The organism is Psychrosphaera sp. F3M07 (assembly GCF_018860345.1).
GTDB lineage: Bacteria > Pseudomonadota > Gammaproteobacteria > Enterobacterales > Alteromonadaceae > Psychrosphaera > Psychrosphaera aquimarina.
This window is the reverse complement of sequence record NZ_JAHKPJ010000021.1, coordinates 38,760-56,911: the sequence shown is the minus strand read 5'-3', so window position 1 is coordinate 56,911 and position 18,152 is coordinate 38,760. Positions and strand designations below refer to the sequence as shown.

Genomic DNA, 18,152 nt, shown 5'->3' with positions numbered 1-18,152 from the left:
TGCTTTTTGCTTTTGCTTTTTGCTCTGCTTTACCTCTCCATCACAAAATCGCTTCGTTAAATATTATTTTTATAAAATTCGAAGCATGGATGCTGAGAAAGGACTGTTTGTCAGGGATGACTTTTCAGTCCGCTTTTGTAAACAAAAATAACTATTTAATAAGTATTGGATTTTGTTTGGAAGCGGCCTTTTTCGCCTACCTTTTTTGGCTGTTGAAAAAAGGTATGGTCGCCGAGTGGGGAAACCTATAGTTCAACTAAGCAAGATGAATCAGTTAAAACTCCCAACAAATATACAACCTGCGCCGAGGGGCGAAACAACAAAAGCTACGAGTAACTAGCTACGAGGAAAAAAACCAACAAAAAAGGTGACCTAAGTCACCTTCTCTTCAACACTTCAATATCTTAAAAAGACTAGGAACTAGTCTTCCTTATACGTATCAATGCTCGGACAAGAACAAATCAAGTTACGGTCGCCGTATACATCGTCGATACGAGTTACCGTTGGCCAGAATTTATTTTGCTTAACAGACTCACATGGGAATGCTGCGTAATCACGTGCATACGCTCTGTCCCACGTTGGGTCTAGTACGTCTTCCGCTGTATGTGGTGCAAATACTAATGGGTTGTTGTCTAACGTCCATTGGCCGTTTTCAACTTTAGTAATTTCACCACGTATAGCCACTAGTGCATCAATGAATCTGTCTAACTCTACTTTTGCTTCTGACTCAGTAGGTTCAATCATTAATGTGCCCGCCACAGGGAATGACATGGTTGGTGCATGGAAACCGTAGTCGTTCAAACGCTTAGCAATATCCATTTCTGAAATGCCTGATGCGTCTTTAAGTGGTCGTAAATCAACAATACATTCGTGGGCAACACGGTCGTTACGGCCACGATATAAGATTGGGTAATGTGCACTTAAACGCTCTGCTACGTAGTTGGCATTTAAAATTGCCACTTCTGTTGCTTGGCGTAAACCAATTTTACCCATCATGGCAATGTATGCCCAAGAGATAGGTAAGATACCTGCTGAACCATAAGGTGCTGCTGATACTGCGCCGTTGTTTATGCCTACATTTTCAATGGCGTTATCACCAATGAATTCAACTTTAGTTACCGCATGGTTTGGTAAGAAAGGCGCTAAATGCGACTTAACACCAATTGGTCCCATACCTGGGCCGCCACCACCATGTGGAATACAGAAGGTTTTGTGTAAGTTTAAGTGTGATACGTCAGAACCAATTGAACCCGGTGACGTTAAGCCAACCTGTGCGTTCATGTTAGCGCCGTCCATATAAACTTGGCCGCCGTGTTCATGGATAATGTCACACGCTTCTTTAATGGTTTCTTCGTAGATACCGTGAGTAGAAGGATATGTGATCATGATGCACGATAAGTTCTCGCTGTGTTCTTCTGCTTTAGCGCGTAAGTCAGCAATGTCTACGTTACCGTTTTCATCACAAGCCGTTACCACAACTTTCATGCTGGCCATTTGTGCAGACGCTGGGTTAGTACCGTGTGCAGAACTTGGAATTAAACAGATGTTACGGTGATGGTCGCCGCGGCTTTCGTGGTATTTACGAATTGCGATTAGACCTGCGTATTCACCTTGAGCACCCGAGTTTGGTTGCATAGAGATATTGTCGTAACCTGTGATCTCAATTAATTGATCAGATAATTCACCAATCATCTTGCTGTAACCTTGCGCTTGGTCAGCAGGACAGAATGGGTGCAAGTTACCAAATTCAGGCCATGTTACTGGGATCATTTCAGCCGTTGCATTTAACTTCATGGTACAAGAACCCAAAGAGATCATTGAATGATTCAATGATAAGTCTTTGCCTTCAAGACGACGTATATAACGTAACATTTCTGTTTCGCTGTGGTACGAGTTAAATACTTTATGAGTAAGTACGTCTGTTTTACGTGCGTAAGTCGCAGGTATAGAGCTTTCGCCTGCAACTACTTGAGCGTCTAATGCGGCAACGTCTAAACCATGGCCTTCGCCTAGTACCACGTCGAATAACTCTAAAACACATTCGCGTGTTACGGTTTCATTCATGGTGGCTGATAACTTGCCGTCTAAATCAGTACGGAAGTTAACTAATTTTGCTTTAGCGCGCGCTAAAATTTCGTCTTTGTTATCCGCAGTAAAGGTAATTGTGTCAAACCAAGAGTTGTTAACTAATGCAACGCCTTTAGCTTTAAGACCGGCAGCGAAGATATCAGCAAAACGATTGATACGATTTGCGATAACTTTTAGTCCTTGTGGACCGTGATAAACCGCGTAGAACGACGCCATATTGGCTAATAATACTTGCGCAGTACAAATGTTTGAGTTGGCTTTTTCACGACGGATATGTTGTTCACGTGTTTGCATTGCCATACGTAATGCAGGGTTACCACGACGGTCTTTAGATACGCCTATGATACGACCCGGTAATGAACGTTTATGTTTGTCACTGGTTGCAAAGAATGCTGCGTGTGGACCGCCGTATCCCATTGGTACACCAAAACGTTGCGCTGAACCTAAAACAGCGTCTGCGCCTAAGTGACCCGGACCTTCTAACATTAATAAGCTCATAATGTCAGCAGCAACAATGGCAACGCCTTTAATAGCTTGTACCGCTTCAATTAACGGTTTGATGTCGTTTATTTGACCTTCAGCGCCTGTGTATTGGAACAAGGCACCAAATATTTCGTATTCTGCTGCTTTTTCTGGCGCATCAACAATGATGTCAAAACCAAACATTTCAGCACGAGTTTTCACCACGTCGATAGTTTGTGGCAATACGTCGTTGGCAATAAAGAAGCTGTTGGCTTTTTTTGCTTTAGAAACACGACGGGCAAGACCCATCGCTTCTGCCGCTGCAGTAGCTTCGTCTAATAACGATGCACTGGCTAAGTCTAAACCGGTTAAGTCGATAGTTAATTGTTGGAAGTTTAATAAGGCTTCTAAACGACCTTGAGCAATTTCTGGTTGGTACGGCGTATAAGCGGTGTACCAGCCTGGATTTTCTAATACATTACGTAAAATAACGTTAGGAACTGATACTGGGTGATAACCTAAACCTATGTAAGATTTAGCGATTTTGTTTTCACCTGCAACGGTTTTTAAATACGCTAACGTTTGCTCTTCTGTTTTGGCATCGTTTAAATTCATTTCTGCTGGTAAGCGAATTGAACCCGGTACCGTTTGGCCAATCAGTTCTGCAACAGAACTTACACCTAGGGTCTTACACATTTCTAACTGCTCTGCTTCGCTTGGACCAATATGGCGGCGAATGAAGATATCGTGTTGCTCTAGTTGTTGTAAGCTTGTTTTTTCGGTCATGTTACTAGACTTCCTAAAATTGCTAATTTATAGCGGTTTTAAACAGTAAACATGCAAATAACTTATGCGTGTTTTGAAATTGAAACAGTGTTTAGTCCTTTAAAACGAACAAACCCCGCATTGGTTATCAATGCGAGGTTTTTATGCTCTTAGAAATTAATCTTCGTCAATTGACGTTTCATAACTTTCAGAGTCAAGAAGATCGTCCAACTCAGCAGCGTCTTCTAATTTAATGCGGAACAACCAACCGTCGCCATATGGATCAGCGTTTACTTTTTCTGGAGAGTCTTCTAACTCTTCATTAATCGCAACAATCTCGCCGGCTACTGGCGCGTAAATGTCTGAAGCAGCTTTAACTGATTCAGCAACGGCACAGTCATCACCTGCGGCAAATTCATCACCAACATCTGGTAAATCAACAAATACCATGTCACCTAATAAACCTTGCGCATGCTCAGTAATTCCCACAGTTACAGTACCGTCACCTTCGTTACGTACCCACTCATGAGAAGAAGCGTATTTTAAATCCGATGGAATGTTGCTCATAGTTATGTTCCTTTGGAGCTATTATTTAATAAATTATTGTCAAATATGTTGTATTACTTTGATTGTTCAATCACTTAATGTTCAATTTCTAACCGCATTTTATGTCGCTTAGAAAAGATAAATGTAAGTGTCTGATTGATCAACCCAGTTTTATAATTCTTTTATGTTTTGGCCGATGATAAATATTCATCGACCCAATCCAGAAATACGTATTAACTAAAGTATTGATTTACCGTTACGCACAAAACCTGCTTTGGTTACTTTTACGTCTACTAGTTTTTTACGCATTTCAACTTGCACAGTATCACCAACGGCGGTGCCAGCAGGAATACGAGCCATAGCAATTGAGTAACCTAACGTTGGAGAGAAAGTGCCCGATGTAATCACGCCTTCGCCGTTAGCAGTAATCACTTTTAAACCAGAGCGTAATACGCCCTTTTGTTCCATGACTAAACCAACAAGTTTTTCTGTGCCAGCGGCTTTTTGTGCAACAAGTGCTTCACGACCAATGAAGTTTCTGTCTTCTGGTTCCCAAGCAATGGTCCACGCCATGTTTGCTGCTAATGGCGATACTGAATCGTCCATATCTAGGCCATACAGGTTCATGCCCGCTTCTAAACGTAATGTGTCACGTGCGCCTAGACCAGCAGGTTTAACGCCCGCATCTAATAACTCTTGCCATAAGTCAGCCGCTTGAACCGCAGGAACAACAATTTCATAACCTGCTTCACCTGTGTAACCGGTCGTTGCAATAAACAAGTCACCCGCTTGAACACCAAAGAATGGTTTCATGCCTTCAACAGCAACGGTTTGTTCTGCATGAAGAATGCTTGCTACTTTTGCTTTTGCTTCTGGGCCTTGAACGGCAATCATAGCGAACTCTGGACGTTCACTAACCGTTACTGAGAATGATTCTGCTTGTTTGTTGATCCAAGCTAGGTCTTTTTCGCGTGTCGCTGAGTTAACCACTAAACGATAAGATTCTGGAGTGAAGTAATAAATGATAAGGTCGTCAATCACGCCGCCTTCTTCATTTAACATACCTGTGTAAAGGGCTTTACCTGGTACGGTTAATTTTGCTACATCGTTGGCAACTAATTTACGTAAAAATGCTTGAGCATCAGAACCTTCAATATCAACAATAGTCATGTGGGACACATCAAACATACCAGCGTCTTTACGAACCGCATGATGTTCTTCAATTTGTGAACCATAATTAATAGGCATTTCCCAACCGTGGAAATCTACCATTTTGGCGCCTGACTCTATGTGTTTGTCGAATAAAACCGTTCTGTTTGTCATATTTTTACCTTTGCTGCGTTAAATAGTTACGAACAAGGTGATAAGAATAAGTCGTTGCCACAATTTATAAAACAAAGTGGTAACTCAAGTTCTTCCACTTAAAAATTGCGACGGAGTATAACGGATACAAGCACATTTGACCATCCAATTACCATTAGAAATTTTAATGTTAAAGATAAAACCCGTTATGGCAAATACAGGATAAAAACAGTTAACAATCGGTATTAGATGGTATCTTTTACTTTGGCTAAATCTGGCAAATCACCTGTAATACCCATAGCTTGCTGGATGATCTTATGTTTAACCACATCGGTTTTATTGGTGATTAACAAGCCAAAACCTCGAATTAGTTTTTTGAATTTATTGTCACCTTCAAACAAAGATTTTAATGCCGCCATAGCGGCTATATAGGTTTGTGCTTCTGCCTTTCGCCACCCTTGGTATTTACGTAATTGTTTATTTAACTCACCGGATTTTTCTGCACTTAATAACGTAGGTGTTGCCAAAACTTGCACTAAACTGGCGGCATCTAGCAACCCTAAGTTCATGCCTAATCCCGCTAATGGGTGAATGGTGTGCGCGGCATCGCCCATAAATATTACACCTTGGTTAACCCACTGTTTGGCATAACGCATGGTTAATGGGTAACTCACACGTTGGCTGGTTAATGTGATTGGGCCTAATACACTGTCGGTTGCAGCGGTGATTGACTGGTTGAACTCTTGTTCTGTCATGTCTTTTAATTGTTGCACATGCTCTGGTGAGCTAGACCACACAATTGAACACTGGTTTGGCTCAAGATTATGTTCTTGATCTTGACCAGTTATTTGTAATGGCAGCAAGGCTAATGGCCCAGTGTTTAAAAATACTTGTCTGGCACACGATTGATGTGGCTCTGTGGTTTGTATAGTGGCGACTAATGCATGATGGTCATAATCAGAAAACACCATTGGGGTTTTAAGTTGTTTTCTTACCCAAGAGTGTGCGCCGTCGGCAGCCACCAGCAATTTACTAATAATAGGAGTGCCGTCTTCCAAGGTTATATAAACCTGCTGAGTCTGATTTTGTTGATGGTTAGTGGTATGTAAACTATTTACTTTGTTATCAAACAGTAACTGAATATTGGCGTGAGAGCGAGCAAGGGTAATTAAACTATTTCTAATATTATTGTTCTCAATAATATGGCCCAAACGAGGCTCAGATATTTGCGCTGAATCAAACTCTATTTTGCCAAAACTGTCTTTATCCCACACCGACATTTTAGTGTACGGCGCAAATCGGCTTTGATCTAAATGTTGCCAATTGCCTAACGCACGAAAAATATTTTCGCTGGCAGCCGAAATCGCGCTTACTCGTAATTCAGGTGTGGTTAATTCGGTATGGTCAGATGCAGCGTCGACCACAATTACGTTAAAGCCGTTGTTGGCTAACCCAATTGCGGCGGTTAAACCAACACAACCACCACCAATAATTGTTATATCTGTTGAAATCAAAAGTCTATTTCTCTTATTTAAAACCAGAATTCATGGTTATGTGTCATATCGTTAAACTTTGCTGCTCATAAAATGCAGGGCAAACCATTGCTGTAAGCTGGTTACTTTTTGTAACGCTAACAAGCCTAATGTTCTTGTTAATGCCGGTAAACGCCCTTCTAGTGCAAACATTTTAACTAATAAATCGGTAAAACCGGTAATGCGGTTAATGTCTTTCACTCGGCCAGCTTGGTATTGTTGCAACACAGAAAAGGCACCAATATCAACATTATTATCTACGGCGTGTTTAATCTGTTTGACCAAATAAGCCACATCACGCAAGCCTAAATTAAAACCTTGTCCTGCTATTGGATGAATGGTGTGGGCACTGTTACCTACTAATACAACTCGGTCACTAATAATTGATTCTGCTTTAGTCAAACCAAGTGGGTAACTTTCTCGTTTTGATGTTTTAACAATAACGCCACCTGCATGGCCAAATGCGCTTTGTAACTGCTGACAAAAGTCGGTGTCTGGCAAGCCCATTATTTGCTCAACCTGTTCAGGCTTTACACTCCATACCACTGAGTATTGATCTTTATCTATGGGTAAAAATGCAATTGGCCCCGATGTGGTAAATCGTTCAAAGGCAGTATGGCCGTTTAATTGTTGAGACTCACCATTATGTTTGTTTTGTGTATGTGTTTCGTCTAACGACAATACATCATTTATCTTATTGTTTTTATTTACTTGGATATTGGCAATAATGGCACTTTGCTCGTACGCCTGTGTACTGGTGCTTATTTTTAATGTTTTACGTGTTGGGGAATTTCCCCCCTCGGCCACAACGAGTAACTTGCCTGCTATGGTTTGTTGATCATCTAATACTAACTGTATTTGCTCTGGCTGCTGAGAAACCTGTTTGATGTTGTTGGGTGTGTACCAAGTTAAATTACTATTTTTGTCTTGTATTAGCGTATTTAAACTTTGAGTAAACGCTGCCCCCATGTTTCTCATGGCTGCCACATATCCCATCGCGTTTAAATCGTATTGAGCTGCGCGCATGATGGTTTTGCCAATATGACCACGGTCTGAGGTAATGATAGTTTTTATTGGCCAAGCTAAAGGCTTTAATTGTGGCCAAACGTGCCAATGATTAAGCAGTTGTAATGAACCATAAGATAGGGCTAAACATCTATCGTCAAAATTTTTAGTAGCCTGTTGCGTGTTATTGGTTGAATTTACAGTGATTGGCTTAACAGGCTCAATTATTGCGATGGATAATTCTGGGGTTTCGTTAATTAATCCAATCGCTGTTAACAGTCCAGATAATCCTCCACCTGAAATGATCACATCATATTGTGATGTTTTATTCATAGCCGCCTTCATTACTAATTTCACTCATAATGGATAATTTAACTCGAAATAACACGCTTGTTTTTAACTTAACATTTGGCTTTTAATACCAGCGCATGTTGATTGAATTTTATGAGGATAAATACGTTATATCCGAATGCTACATTACCTTAACCATCATTAACAAAACTATCTGCATAATTAGTGAATTTTTTTAATCCATAAGCGTTTAACAATGGTTGCACTGACTGGATTGTGCGATTAATATTGCCTGTTTATGGCTGTCGATAAATTAACCAGGACGAGTGAGTTTTTTCACTTAGATATTGGTTAACGCCCTCGGCTAACAATGAGATTGAATGATTGACTAATTCCGCTTTTTTGTCTTTGGACAATGTCACTAAACGTTATCAAAACCAAGATGTATTACGTGAATTTGATTTAACCATTAATGATGGTGAATTTTTTACTATTTTAGGCCCGTCAGGTTGTGGTAAAACCACGATATTACGTTTAATTGCTGGCTTTGAAAAACCCGATGAAGGTCAAGTGGTGTTAGACGGGCAAGATATTGCTCATTTGTCCGCTGAACACAGACCCACCAACACCGTATTCCAAAGTTACGCTTTATTCCCTCACATGACAGTATTTGACAATGTCGCGTTTGGCTTAAAGATGTCAGGAGTAAAAAAAAGCGAAATAAAACAACGAGTCGAAGATGCCTTGGCGGTTGTGCAATTACATGGGTTTGAACAAAGATTGCCACATCAACTTTCAGGTGGTCAAAAGCAACGTGTGGCCATTGCCCGCGCCATCGTTAATCGCCCTAAAGTTTTGTTATTAGACGAGTCATTAAGTGCCCTTGATCACAAATTGCGTCAAAAAATGCAAAACGAATTAAAACGCATCCAACGCCAATTAAACATTACCTTTATTTACGTTACTCACGACCAAGAAGAAGCTTTAACCATGTCTGACCGTGTCTTGGTCATTAATAACGGACAACCGCAACAAGTTGGCACCCCTCGTGAAATTTATGAATCTCCAGTTAACTTATTTGTTGCCCGCTTTATTGGTGAAAGTAATGTATTTAAAGCTAGGATTACGGAACGTTTAGAAGACTTTCAATACATGGCTGAAATTCATGGTATTGAGTGGAAAATATTTGCTGATCACAAATTTGATATCGACGATATGGTGCATGTCATATTACGCCCAGAAGATTTAAGGGTTATGTACATTGAAGATGCACCACAAGAGTCTGGCTTTTTAGGTCAAGTTATTGAACGTAATTACACAGGTAAAACATTAGATTCTGTGATCAAACTTGATAATGGACATACCTTAGTCGCGAGTGAGTTTTTTAACGAAGACGATCCTGATTTTGACTATAAGATAAATCAAAAAGTCTGGGTTAACTGGGTACATGGTTGGGAACACGTTATTAAGGCTGATGAACTTAAAAAATGAATAGGTACTCCTCTCCCCTTAACTTTCGCCGATTAGTGATCACTTTAACCTTAACTTGGTTGGGGTTATTTGTGCTGTTGCCGCATTTGATGGTGATTTTGACCAGCGTATTAACCCCTGATGCTGAACACTTAGTGATATGGCCGATTACCTTTGATAACTATTTAAAGGTGTTTGAACCTATTTACGCAGGGGTATTCTGGAACAGCTTATTAATGTCTGGCATTACTACGTTAGTCTGTTTACTGATTGGTTATCCCTTTGCGTATTTGTTAGCCAACATGTCACCAACGATGCGTGTGGTGTTATTATTTTTAATGGTGGTGCCCTTTTGGACCAATAGTTTAATTCGTATTTACGCCATTAAAATGATCTTAGGTAAAAAAGGCATAGTGAACAGTTTCTTAATGTTCACAGGCGTCATTGATAGTCCTGTCCAACTGATTTACACCGACTTTGCCGTCATTATTGGTTTGGTTTATATTTTGTTGCCTTTTATGGTGTTACCTCTGATTGCCAGTTTTGCCAAGTTAGATAGAAGTTTAATTGAAGTTGGTAAAGACTTAGGTGCCTCGCCGTTTTATCGTTTTATTTATATCTTATTGCCTTTAACGGCTCCCGGCATAATAGCTGGTTGTTTAATTGTATTTTTACCTGCCATGGGCATGTTTTATGTGGCTGATATTTTAGGTGGCGCTAAAAGTTTATTGTTAGGGAATGTCATTAAAAATCAATTTTTGGTGGTACGTGATTGGCCGTTTGGTTCGGCCTTTAGTGTGTTTTTAATTTTACTTATGGCTGGCTTATTGATTATTTATAATAAAGCCAATAACTACATTCAACACAAAGGAGGTTTGGACGATGAAAATCTTTAAGCCTTTATTTATTTTATCTGTGTTTGTGTATTTATATTTGCCAATGTTGGTTTTGATCACTAATTCTTTTAACCAGTCTAAATACGGACATAAATGGGCTGGTTTTTCTTGGAAGTGGTACGAAAAACTGTGGAACAACACAGGACTGATGGATGCCTTTGTTAACTCGTTAACCATAGCGGTATTAACTGCCTTTATTGCCACCTTATTGGGAACGTTAATGGCGTTGGCGATTCACCGCTATAAATTCCGCTTAAAAAGCACCACCAGCAGTATGTTGTTTATCCTGATGATGTCTCCCGACATTGTATTGGCCATTACGTTTTTAATTATATTTATCGCGTTGGGCATTCAACTTGGCTTCTGGTCTTTGTTAATTGCACATATTACTTTTTGTTTGCCTTTTGTGGTGATCACGGTTTATGCCCAACTAAAAGGCTTTGATAATAATATATTGGAGGCCGCGCAAGACTTAGGGGCGTCTGAAGGTAAAATATTTAGAGTGATTATCTTACCTATGATTTTACCTGCGGTGTTATCCGGTTGGTTATTAAGTTTTACCTTGTCGTTAGATGACGTGATCATTAGCTCGTTTGTCACTGGACCTGGGTTTGAAATTTTACCGATACGTGTCTTTTCGATGGTGAAAGTAGGCGTATCACCAGAAGTAAACGCATTAGCAACAATATTACTTGTTATATCATTATCAGCAATTGCTGTAATTTCATTGCTTATTAAAAGGAAACAATAATGAAATTTAAAACACTGAACAAATTAGCGACCGGTTTATCGGTTTTGTTTGCGGTAACCTTTTCGGTTGTCGCCGCTGAAAAAGTGGTTGTTTATAATTGGACCGAATATATTCCTGACGGTGTATTAGCTGAGTTCACAAAAGAAACCGGCATTAAGGTTGAATACAATACTTACGAAAGTAACGAAGTCATGTATTCAAAATTAAAGCTGCAAAACGGTAAAGGTTACGACATTGTTATTCCGTCTACCTATTACATTTCAAAAATGGCGAAAGAAGGTTTGTTAGCCAAAATTGATACCGCACAACTGTCTAACTTTACCCATTTAGATCCTGCGTTATTAAACAAGTCTTACGACCCTAACAATCAACACAGTGTGCCATATGTTTGGGGCAGTACTGGCATAGGTATTAATACTAATGAAGTTGATCCAAAAAGCATTAAGTCATGGAAAGACTTATGGGATAAAAAATGGCAAAACAGTTTATTGTTAACCGATGATGTACGTGAAGTATTTCATATGGCATTAAGAGTTAATGGTCATTCTTCAAACTCAACCTCAGAAGCTGAGATCAAACAAGCTTATGAGTTGCTAACTAAACTTATGCCTAATGTATTGGTATTTAATTCTGACGCTCCAAGAGAACCGTATTTAGCTGGTGACGTTAACTTAGGTATGATTTGGAATGGTGAAGTGATCATGGCGCAGGAAGAAGACAGCGCAATTGAATACATTTACCCAACTGAAGGTGCGGCAATATGGGTAGACAGTTTTGCTATTCCAACAGGTGCTGAAAATAAATCAAATGCGCATAAGTTTATTAACTTTATGTTACGACCAGACGTGGCTAAACGCACAGTTGAGTACATAGGTTACGCTACACCAAATAAAGCCGGCATTGCCTTGTTAGATCAAGCCACGCAAAATAACCCGACTATATTCCCGTCAAAACGCATTGTTGAACAAGGTGAATTCCAGACGGACGTTGGCCCAGCCATTGAGATATATAACAAGTACTGGGAAATGTTAAAAACCAGTAAGTAATAAAATCTAATAACGAAAATAAAAAAGCTTCTATAAAGAAGCTTTTTTTGTTTTCATCATTTAACCATGATTTAAGGTTTTATATACCCTCTAGGTTTATTCTCTTTAGAGATATACCTATCACGTAATTTATCTTGTCTTGATTCAGTTGTAACTTGTTCACCATTGATCCATAGCGATTCTACTTTAGAGCTGATCTCAAATGGATCTGCACTCCATAAAACCAAATCAGCGGATTTACCAACTGCTATTTCACCAGCGTCCATGTTAAACACATCTGCAACATTTGATGTCATTGCTTTTAATGCACCTTGTTCAGACATGCCATAAGAGATGGCATTACCAGCGTCTAGCCTTAAGTTTTTAGCCATATGGCTGTCGCTGCTAAACAGTATAACTTTAACGCCCGCTTTTTCTAACTCACCGGCTGTCGTTAATGAAGCGTGTAACGAATCAAAACTGCCAGGTAAATTAGAGACCACTTTGATCATGACTGGAATTTCAGAGTTAGCTAATTCAGATTTCACTCTGGCTGCATCTTCGCCACCAGAAATCACAATGTTAACGCCATACTGTTGTTTAATTTTAATCAACTGTAATAAATCTGACGATCTTGATGCTGATGCAATTAATGGTTTTTCACCGTTTAATAATGCCGTAAGTGTCACTTCTTCATCAGACGGTTCTTTTGCCTTAGCAGGTTTATCACCTTCTGCTTTAGCAGATGCTTGTTCCGCGTCTTTTAGCTTTTTCTGCTGACCCTTAAGTTTTTCAATTAATTCAATTAAGCTACTTGCTCTTGAATCTTTGCTTGCGCCACCAAAATTAGCAATGACCGCCGTCTTAGTATCAATCACACTGTCAAACTCAGAGTTCATTAATATAGTGAAAGCTTGACCTGGGAACACACTGTCCCAAGAACTAGGCGCGATTAAACTGCGAGTGATGCCACCTTTACGAGCAAATGGGATTAAGGTTGTTTCTGCATTGTATGCATATGATGGATCAAAGTTGATATCCGCTTTTTTAGCGCTGCCATCACGAGAACCCGATACCGCACCTACTTCAACTAAACCAAATTGATTCATGGTTGAGATCAAACCCGGTGTTAAAATTTTGCCTTCAGCGTTTATAACCACATCGGCTTTGATTGATGATGGGTTAAGTTCAATGATTTTGCCGTCTTCAAATACAACGCTGGCATTGGTTAATACACCACTATTTCCTGCGGTATAAATGGTGGTATTAGTGATCGCTATTTTTTCTGCCAAAACAGAACAAGAAGTTAATAACGATAAAGCAATTAGAGATGGTTTTAATAATTTCATCATATACTCCTTAGTCTTGACCTAGTAAAAAATCACTTTTAGCTTGATATGCATCGTCATTGATATCAAACACTTTTGCACCATCAATAAATACTTGTTCAGCTTTTGCATAAACACTGAATGGGTTTTGATTCCAGATCACAACATCACCTTGTTTACCGGCTTCTAATGAACCTGTTTTATCATCAATACCTAACGATTTAGCCGCATTTAACGTTAACCAAGTTATTGCTTTTGCTTCATCAATTTTGAAGCCTGCATCGTTCGCACGATACATGATTTTTGCCGCTTCTTGATTTAGTCGTTGAATGGTAGTGTCAGAATCAGAATGAACGATGGCACATGAGTTTTGGTAAGAATCTACCACGGCAGCATTCTCTTGGATCATGTCAAAGGCTTCCATTTTAAAGCCCCACCATTCTGGCCACATTGCGGCACACACATTATTTTTAGCTAAGTCATCGGCGATTTTGTACGCCTCAATTGCGTGATGGAATGTACCTGCGTGATAATTAAACTCTTTGGCTAAGTCCATCATCATCGACATTTCTTCTGCTTTATAACAATGATTATGAATTCTTATATCACCGTCTAAAACCCCTTTTAATGTATCCAGGGTTAAGTTACGTTCTGGCGCAACCGGGTTTTTACCTGCTGCGTAATCACGTTCGTATTTTTCCCATTCACGTTTGTATTCTGTAGCATCAACAAATGCATTTCGGTAACCCGCCATGTTCCCCATACGAGTTGATGGGGTTATTTTTCTGCTGCCATAAACTCGTTTAGGGTTTTCACCACAGGCCATTTTTAAACCATACGGTGCATCTGGGAATTTCATGCCTTGCATTGTTGGTGATGGAATATTTTTTAACGTCACGCCGCGGCCACCAATTAAGTTACCTGAGCCTGGTAAGATTTGTAACGTCGTAATACCACCAGCTCGTGCAGCTTCAAAACCAGGATCTTGTGGCCAAATTGAATGCTCTACCCATACTTCTGCCGTAACAGGGTTTGTCATTTCGTTGCCATCTTGATGAGACTCAACTGATGGACTTGGGTATGCACCTAAATGTGAATGCACATCAATAATACCTGGAGTGACATATTTGCCAGTCCCGTCAATCACTGTAGCGCTGCCGTTTTCAATTTTAGAACCAACGGCTTTAATTACACCATCAACCATTAATACGTCTGAATTAGACAACATTTCTCCGGTGCCCGTTAATACTGTGGCTCCTTTGATTAATATGGTTAATTGTTCCATTGGTTTGTAAGTGCTTGGATATGGATTTTTATTGATACTGACATGTGGATCTTGAGCTTCATTGCCTGAGCAACCAGACAACAGCGCAGCCAATGATATGGCTGTGAAACTTAATGCGAATTTACGCATAACGACATCCTCTTTTTATTATAATATTCCTGACTAAAACAGCAGGTTAAATTGTTGTTATACAATAATTAAAATTATATGCGTTAGCTACAAGAGAATGTCGATAGTTTGCAGGTTTCATAGGAGTAAATTGGCTAAATAAAATTTATTCAAAGTTATGGCAATGATAAATCTTGGTATTACGATTTTTAGATAGTTTAAAGATAAAACTGAACCCTAGTTATTTAGGGTTCAGTTTACAATTGTTAAACGCAGTTTTTACGAGTTAACTGTATATTTTACGTCTTGGTCACGTAATAGATAAAGCGCAAAACAAGCAGCCCACATAGGCCATGCAGCAAAAAATAACAGATTGTTAAATCCATCAATGTACTGGTTATATGACGATAACGTTGATAAGCCATGCATAACAAAAATAGCACCGTAACTAATTCGTTTTTTAATACCCGCAACAAACGCCAACACTAATAAAAGTTGAAGTGCGCCTAAAACATAGGCCACGATGTCAGTGCTACCGCTAATTCCATAAAAATGTTCAAATATTCGTGCGCTGTGTCCTGGATTAACGAATTTATCCAACGTCCACATCAGCATTACAATAAAAACACCTAAACGAAGGGAAAATAAAGACCATTGCAAACGATTTTGCACATCAGGGGTCATTGGGTTTGTCATATTACGTCCTTTAAAAATATATAAATTTAGAATCAATGAAGACCGTCAAAACTGATTATTATTTCAAATTATTTATTTTTAATTGATTTAAATGGCAAATAGCTGACTAAACATACATTTTATTTTGTATAGAGTCATACTAGGTAAAACGCAGCCTAAGTGTTTTTAATGATGAATTGAAAGTTATTTCAAATCACTACGGTCTTATCGCCATCAATATATTGAGCTGTTGAGAGAATTCGATTGAAACAAAATTACTTGGTTATACCTTTAACCTCCTTGTTAACTATCCTATTTGTTAACGTGTCTGCACAAGTGTCACCAAAAGAAGACGGGATAGAAGTCATCAAGGTTGTTGGGCAAGCCACCAAAACTCAAGGTCTTTCTGTTAAAGACGCCGCCGTTGATGGTCCGTTTGGTGATGGTTTGGCGTTACAAGATATCGCACGTTCTGTGACTCCTATTTCTAGCGAATTAATTGAGCAGCTTAATATTACCAACTTACAAGATGTGCTAGCGGTAAGTCCTAATACATACTCAGCTAGTGGTTTTGGCGCACCTAGCTTACCCACGATACGTGGACAACTTGGTGAGCTATTTCAAGATGGCACTCGCCGTCAAGCGGGCAATAATGGATTTGGTGTGCCATTGTCGTTTAACTCGGTAGAGCAAATTGATGTTATCAAAGGCGCACCTCCAGTTTTATTTGGTTCCAGCCAACGTAATGGAGGTTTTGTTAATTTACACTCTAAAAAAGCATCCATTTATGAAACCAAAGGCAAACTAAGTGTATCTGCTGCTCGTTGGGAGCAATATCGTGTTTTAGTGGATTACACTACCCCTATTGTAAAAGACAAAATTGGTCTAAGAGTAAGTGCGGAACATGTGGATAATGATAGTTTTTATGATTTTTCACATACACAAAGTGATAGTTTTTTTGCCGCATTACAAATATTACCCGACGACAAAAGCAGTTGGGACATTAACTTTGAATTTTACCAAGTTGAATTTACCGATAACGCCGGTATTAACCGCCCCACTCAAGCATTAATTGATCATGGGTTATACATTACCGGACAAGGTGTGCAAACAAATGGCAGTACGGTTCCCGCCGCGGGTTCAATTGTGTCACCAACTGGGCTGGTGCATATACATCGCAGCAATGTGCTTACCGACCCAGATAATCTAAACGACGCCAGTACCTATTTAATTCACAGCATATATAAACGTGAGCTGTCTGATTTTTTGTCGGTAAAAAACATCTCATATTATCAGCACTTAGAGCGTGAAGAAATTGCTCAAAACAGCTTTGTTGAAATTATTGACGGCGCGGACACTGCTCAAAACAGAACCGAGTTAGCGTTACAATGGACCCCAAAAGAACAAACTATTTTGGCTTTTGATGTGCGTTATAACAAAGTATTAGGTTATAGCCAATTTACTACTGAAGCGGATTTACCAATCGACTTAACCGCACCGATTCAAAACCGTCGTATTCCGTTAACTGAGGCACAAAAAGCCAGATTAGTAGAGCTGCGCCCAGGAGTATTTGTCTCACCGGGTGGTCAGTATGATATTGACGGTAACGGTACGGGTGACTTCAACATGTCAGACACAACGGACTCGACGTCATGGCAAACGGGTCTCGCCATTCAACATGATTCATATTGGTCAGATAAATTGCACATCAATATTGGCTACCGTGCTGATTTTTATGATGTGTTTGCCCAAGATCCAATAGCTCCAATAGGACAAGTCGCCGCAAGTGATGACATCAAAGAAGTACTGCATTCGTTTCAAATCAGTGCTAATTACAAAATCAGTGACGACTTTACTATTTACCGAGTACTAAGTTACAACGACGCAACATCAAACAGTATGGCTGGCGGAAACGCGCTTAACAGTGACAATATTATAAGTGAACAGAATTTTGCCACAGGTAACAAGTTGCTTGAGTTAGGTTTAAAGTACGGTCCGGCTGACAATAATTGGTATGCTGATGCCACAATTTTTAATCAAAGACGTAGTTTACGTAATCGTGATGGCAGTAATTCGGGTATTGATACTAATGGGTTTGAGGCACAAGTATTTTACGACGCTTATCCATATTGGATAAGTGCAGGATACAGTTATATCCATGCAAGATATGACGACTCAGCCAGCGCACAAGATTCGGCTCAAGTTATTGATGCATTTGATAATTCACGTCCTGACATTGTTAATGGAACTGGAGTTGGCGCTCCGAGTTATACGGTTTTCCCTGCATCAAATCGAACTTTACAAGGCATGCCGCCACAGTCGTTTAGCTTTAACGGAAATTATTCGGTTAATACGAAATGGCAAGTGGGTTTTGCAGGTCTGTATACCAAGAGTTATCCGTTGGACTTTTTAGCGACAGTGCATATAAGAGATCAATACACGTTAAGCGTAAATACCAGTTATTCATTTACCCCTAACACTAAATTACGTTTGGATGTGAATAACATCACAGATCAAGAAAACTGGCGTCCGGTATTTGAAGGTGGCTATTTTGGAGCAACCTTAGTTTTCCCTGAATTGCCAATAAACGCCAAGCTAACGCTTACCCACCTTTTTTAAAGTG

14 protein-coding genes are annotated in these 18,152 nt (G+C 39.6%); 6 read left to right on the top strand and 8 right to left on the bottom strand.

Annotation, left to right across the window (positions count from 1 at the left end):
• The coding region (locus KO505_RS11005; RefSeq protein ID WP_216055510.1) for a hypothetical protein at nt 1-251 on the top strand (251 nt) is incomplete at its 5' end.
• A 169-nt stretch (nt 252-420) separates the two neighbouring features.
• On the opposite strand, the gene gcvP is transcribed toward KO505_RS11005, so the two are convergent.
• From gcvP to KO505_RS10980, 5 genes are all read right to left on the bottom strand, one after another.
• Nucleotides 421-3,336 carry an aminomethyl-transferring glycine dehydrogenase gene (gene gcvP, locus KO505_RS11000; RefSeq protein WP_216055509.1) on the bottom strand — a complete coding sequence of 972 codons (2,916 nt, stop codon included), beginning with the start codon at nt 3,334-3,336 and terminating at the stop codon, nt 421-423.
• 156 nt (nt 3,337-3,492) lie between these two features.
• A complete protein-coding gene (gene gcvH, locus KO505_RS10995) occupies nt 3,493-3,882 on the bottom strand; it encodes a glycine cleavage system protein GcvH (RefSeq protein WP_216055508.1) in 390 nt (129 codons plus the stop codon).
• A 216-nt stretch (nt 3,883-4,098) separates the two neighbouring features.
• The gene (gene gcvT, locus KO505_RS10990; RefSeq protein WP_216055507.1) at nt 4,099-5,184 is read right to left on the bottom strand and encodes a glycine cleavage system aminomethyltransferase GcvT; all 1,086 of its coding nucleotides are present in this window, start codon (nt 5,182-5,184) and stop codon (nt 4,099-4,101) included.
• A gap of 224 nt (nt 5,185-5,408) precedes the next feature.
• A complete protein-coding gene (locus KO505_RS10985) occupies nt 5,409-6,677 on the bottom strand; it encodes an FAD-dependent monooxygenase (RefSeq protein ID WP_216055506.1) in 1,269 nt (422 codons plus the stop codon).
• Between the two features lie 51 nt (nt 6,678-6,728).
• Entirely contained in the window at nt 6,729-8,033 is a 1,305-nt protein-coding gene (locus KO505_RS10980; protein ID WP_216055505.1) for an FAD-dependent monooxygenase, read from the bottom strand.
• 342 nt (nt 8,034-8,375) lie between these two features.
• On the opposite strand from KO505_RS10980, the gene potA reads away from it, so the two are divergent.
• From potA to KO505_RS10960, 4 genes are read left to right on the top strand one after another with little or no spacing between them, the layout of a single operon-like run.
• Nucleotides 8,376-9,482 carry a spermidine/putrescine ABC transporter ATP-binding protein PotA gene (gene potA, locus KO505_RS10975; protein WP_216055504.1) on the top strand — a complete coding sequence of 369 codons (1,107 nt, stop codon included), beginning with the start codon at nt 8,376-8,378 and terminating at the stop codon, nt 9,480-9,482.
• The gene (gene potB / locus KO505_RS10970) at nt 9,479-10,357 is read left to right on the top strand and encodes a spermidine/putrescine ABC transporter permease PotB (protein WP_216055503.1); all 879 of its coding nucleotides are present in this window, start codon (nt 9,479-9,481) and stop codon (nt 10,355-10,357) included. Before potA ends, potB begins: the two co-directional genes overlap by 4 nt.
• On the top strand, nt 10,344-11,108 hold the full coding sequence (potC, locus tag KO505_RS10965; RefSeq protein WP_216055502.1) for a spermidine/putrescine ABC transporter permease PotC: 765 nt from the start codon (nt 10,344-10,346) through the stop codon (nt 11,106-11,108). Before potB ends, potC begins: the two co-directional genes overlap by 14 nt.
• Nucleotides 11,108-12,154, top strand: a complete 1,047-nt coding sequence (locus tag KO505_RS10960; RefSeq protein ID WP_216055501.1) for an extracellular solute-binding protein — start codon at nt 11,108-11,110, stop codon at nt 12,152-12,154. Before potC ends, KO505_RS10960 begins: the two co-directional genes overlap by 1 nt.
• 71 nt (nt 12,155-12,225) lie before the next feature.
• On the opposite strand, the gene KO505_RS10955 is transcribed toward KO505_RS10960, so the two are convergent.
• From KO505_RS10955 to KO505_RS10945, 3 genes are all read right to left on the bottom strand, one after another.
• Nucleotides 12,226-13,482, bottom strand: coding sequence for an amidohydrolase family protein (locus tag KO505_RS10955; protein WP_371819989.1), 1,257 nt, complete (start codon nt 13,480-13,482; stop codon nt 12,226-12,228).
• Nucleotides 13,483-13,492: 10 nt separating this feature from the next.
• Nucleotides 13,493-14,875, bottom strand: a complete 1,383-nt coding sequence (locus KO505_RS10950) for an amidohydrolase (RefSeq protein ID WP_216055499.1) — start codon at nt 14,873-14,875, stop codon at nt 13,493-13,495.
• Between the two features lie 258 nt (nt 14,876-15,133).
• A complete protein-coding gene (locus KO505_RS10945; protein WP_216055498.1) occupies nt 15,134-15,550 on the bottom strand; it encodes a hypothetical protein in 417 nt (138 codons plus the stop codon).
• Nucleotides 15,551-15,829: 279 nt separating this feature from the next.
• Between KO505_RS10945 and KO505_RS10940 the strand changes: the two genes are divergently transcribed.
• Entirely contained in the window at nt 15,830-18,148 is a 2,319-nt protein-coding gene (locus tag KO505_RS10940) for a TonB-dependent receptor (RefSeq protein ID WP_371820003.1), read from the top strand.
• Nucleotides 18,149-18,152 lie beyond the last annotated feature (4 nt).

What these genes read in the sequence shown, in the direction of transcription:
- gcvH (WP_216055508.1), bottom strand. Translation starts at nt 3,882, where the DNA reads ATGAGCAACATTCCATCGGATTTAAAATACGCTTCTTCTCATGAGTGG.
- gcvT (WP_216055507.1), bottom strand. Translation starts at nt 5,184, where the DNA reads ATGACAAACAGAACGGTTTTATTCGACAAACACATAGAGTCAGGCGCC.
- KO505_RS10955 (WP_371819989.1), bottom strand. Translation starts at nt 13,482, where the DNA reads ATGAAATTATTAAAACCATCTCTAATTGCTTTATCGTTATTAACTTCT.
- gcvP (WP_216055509.1), bottom strand. Translation starts at nt 3,336, where the DNA reads ATGACCGAAAAAACAAGCTTACAACAACTAGAGCAACACGATATCTTC.
- KO505_RS10945 (WP_216055498.1), bottom strand. Translation starts at nt 15,550, where the DNA reads ATGACAAACCCAATGACCCCTGATGTGCAAAATCGTTTGCAATGGTCT.
- KO505_RS10960 (WP_216055501.1), top strand. Translation starts at nt 11,108, where the DNA reads ATGAAATTTAAAACACTGAACAAATTAGCGACCGGTTTATCGGTTTTG.
- potB (WP_216055503.1), top strand. Translation starts at nt 9,479, where the DNA reads ATGAATAGGTACTCCTCTCCCCTTAACTTTCGCCGATTAGTGATCACT.
- KO505_RS10950 (WP_216055499.1), bottom strand. Translation starts at nt 14,875, where the DNA reads ATGCGTAAATTCGCATTAAGTTTCACAGCCATATCATTGGCTGCGCTG.
- KO505_RS10980 (WP_216055505.1), bottom strand. Translation starts at nt 8,033, where the DNA reads ATGAATAAAACATCACAATATGATGTGATCATTTCAGGTGGAGGATTA.
- potC (WP_216055502.1), top strand. Translation starts at nt 10,344, where the DNA reads ATGAAAATCTTTAAGCCTTTATTTATTTTATCTGTGTTTGTGTATTTA.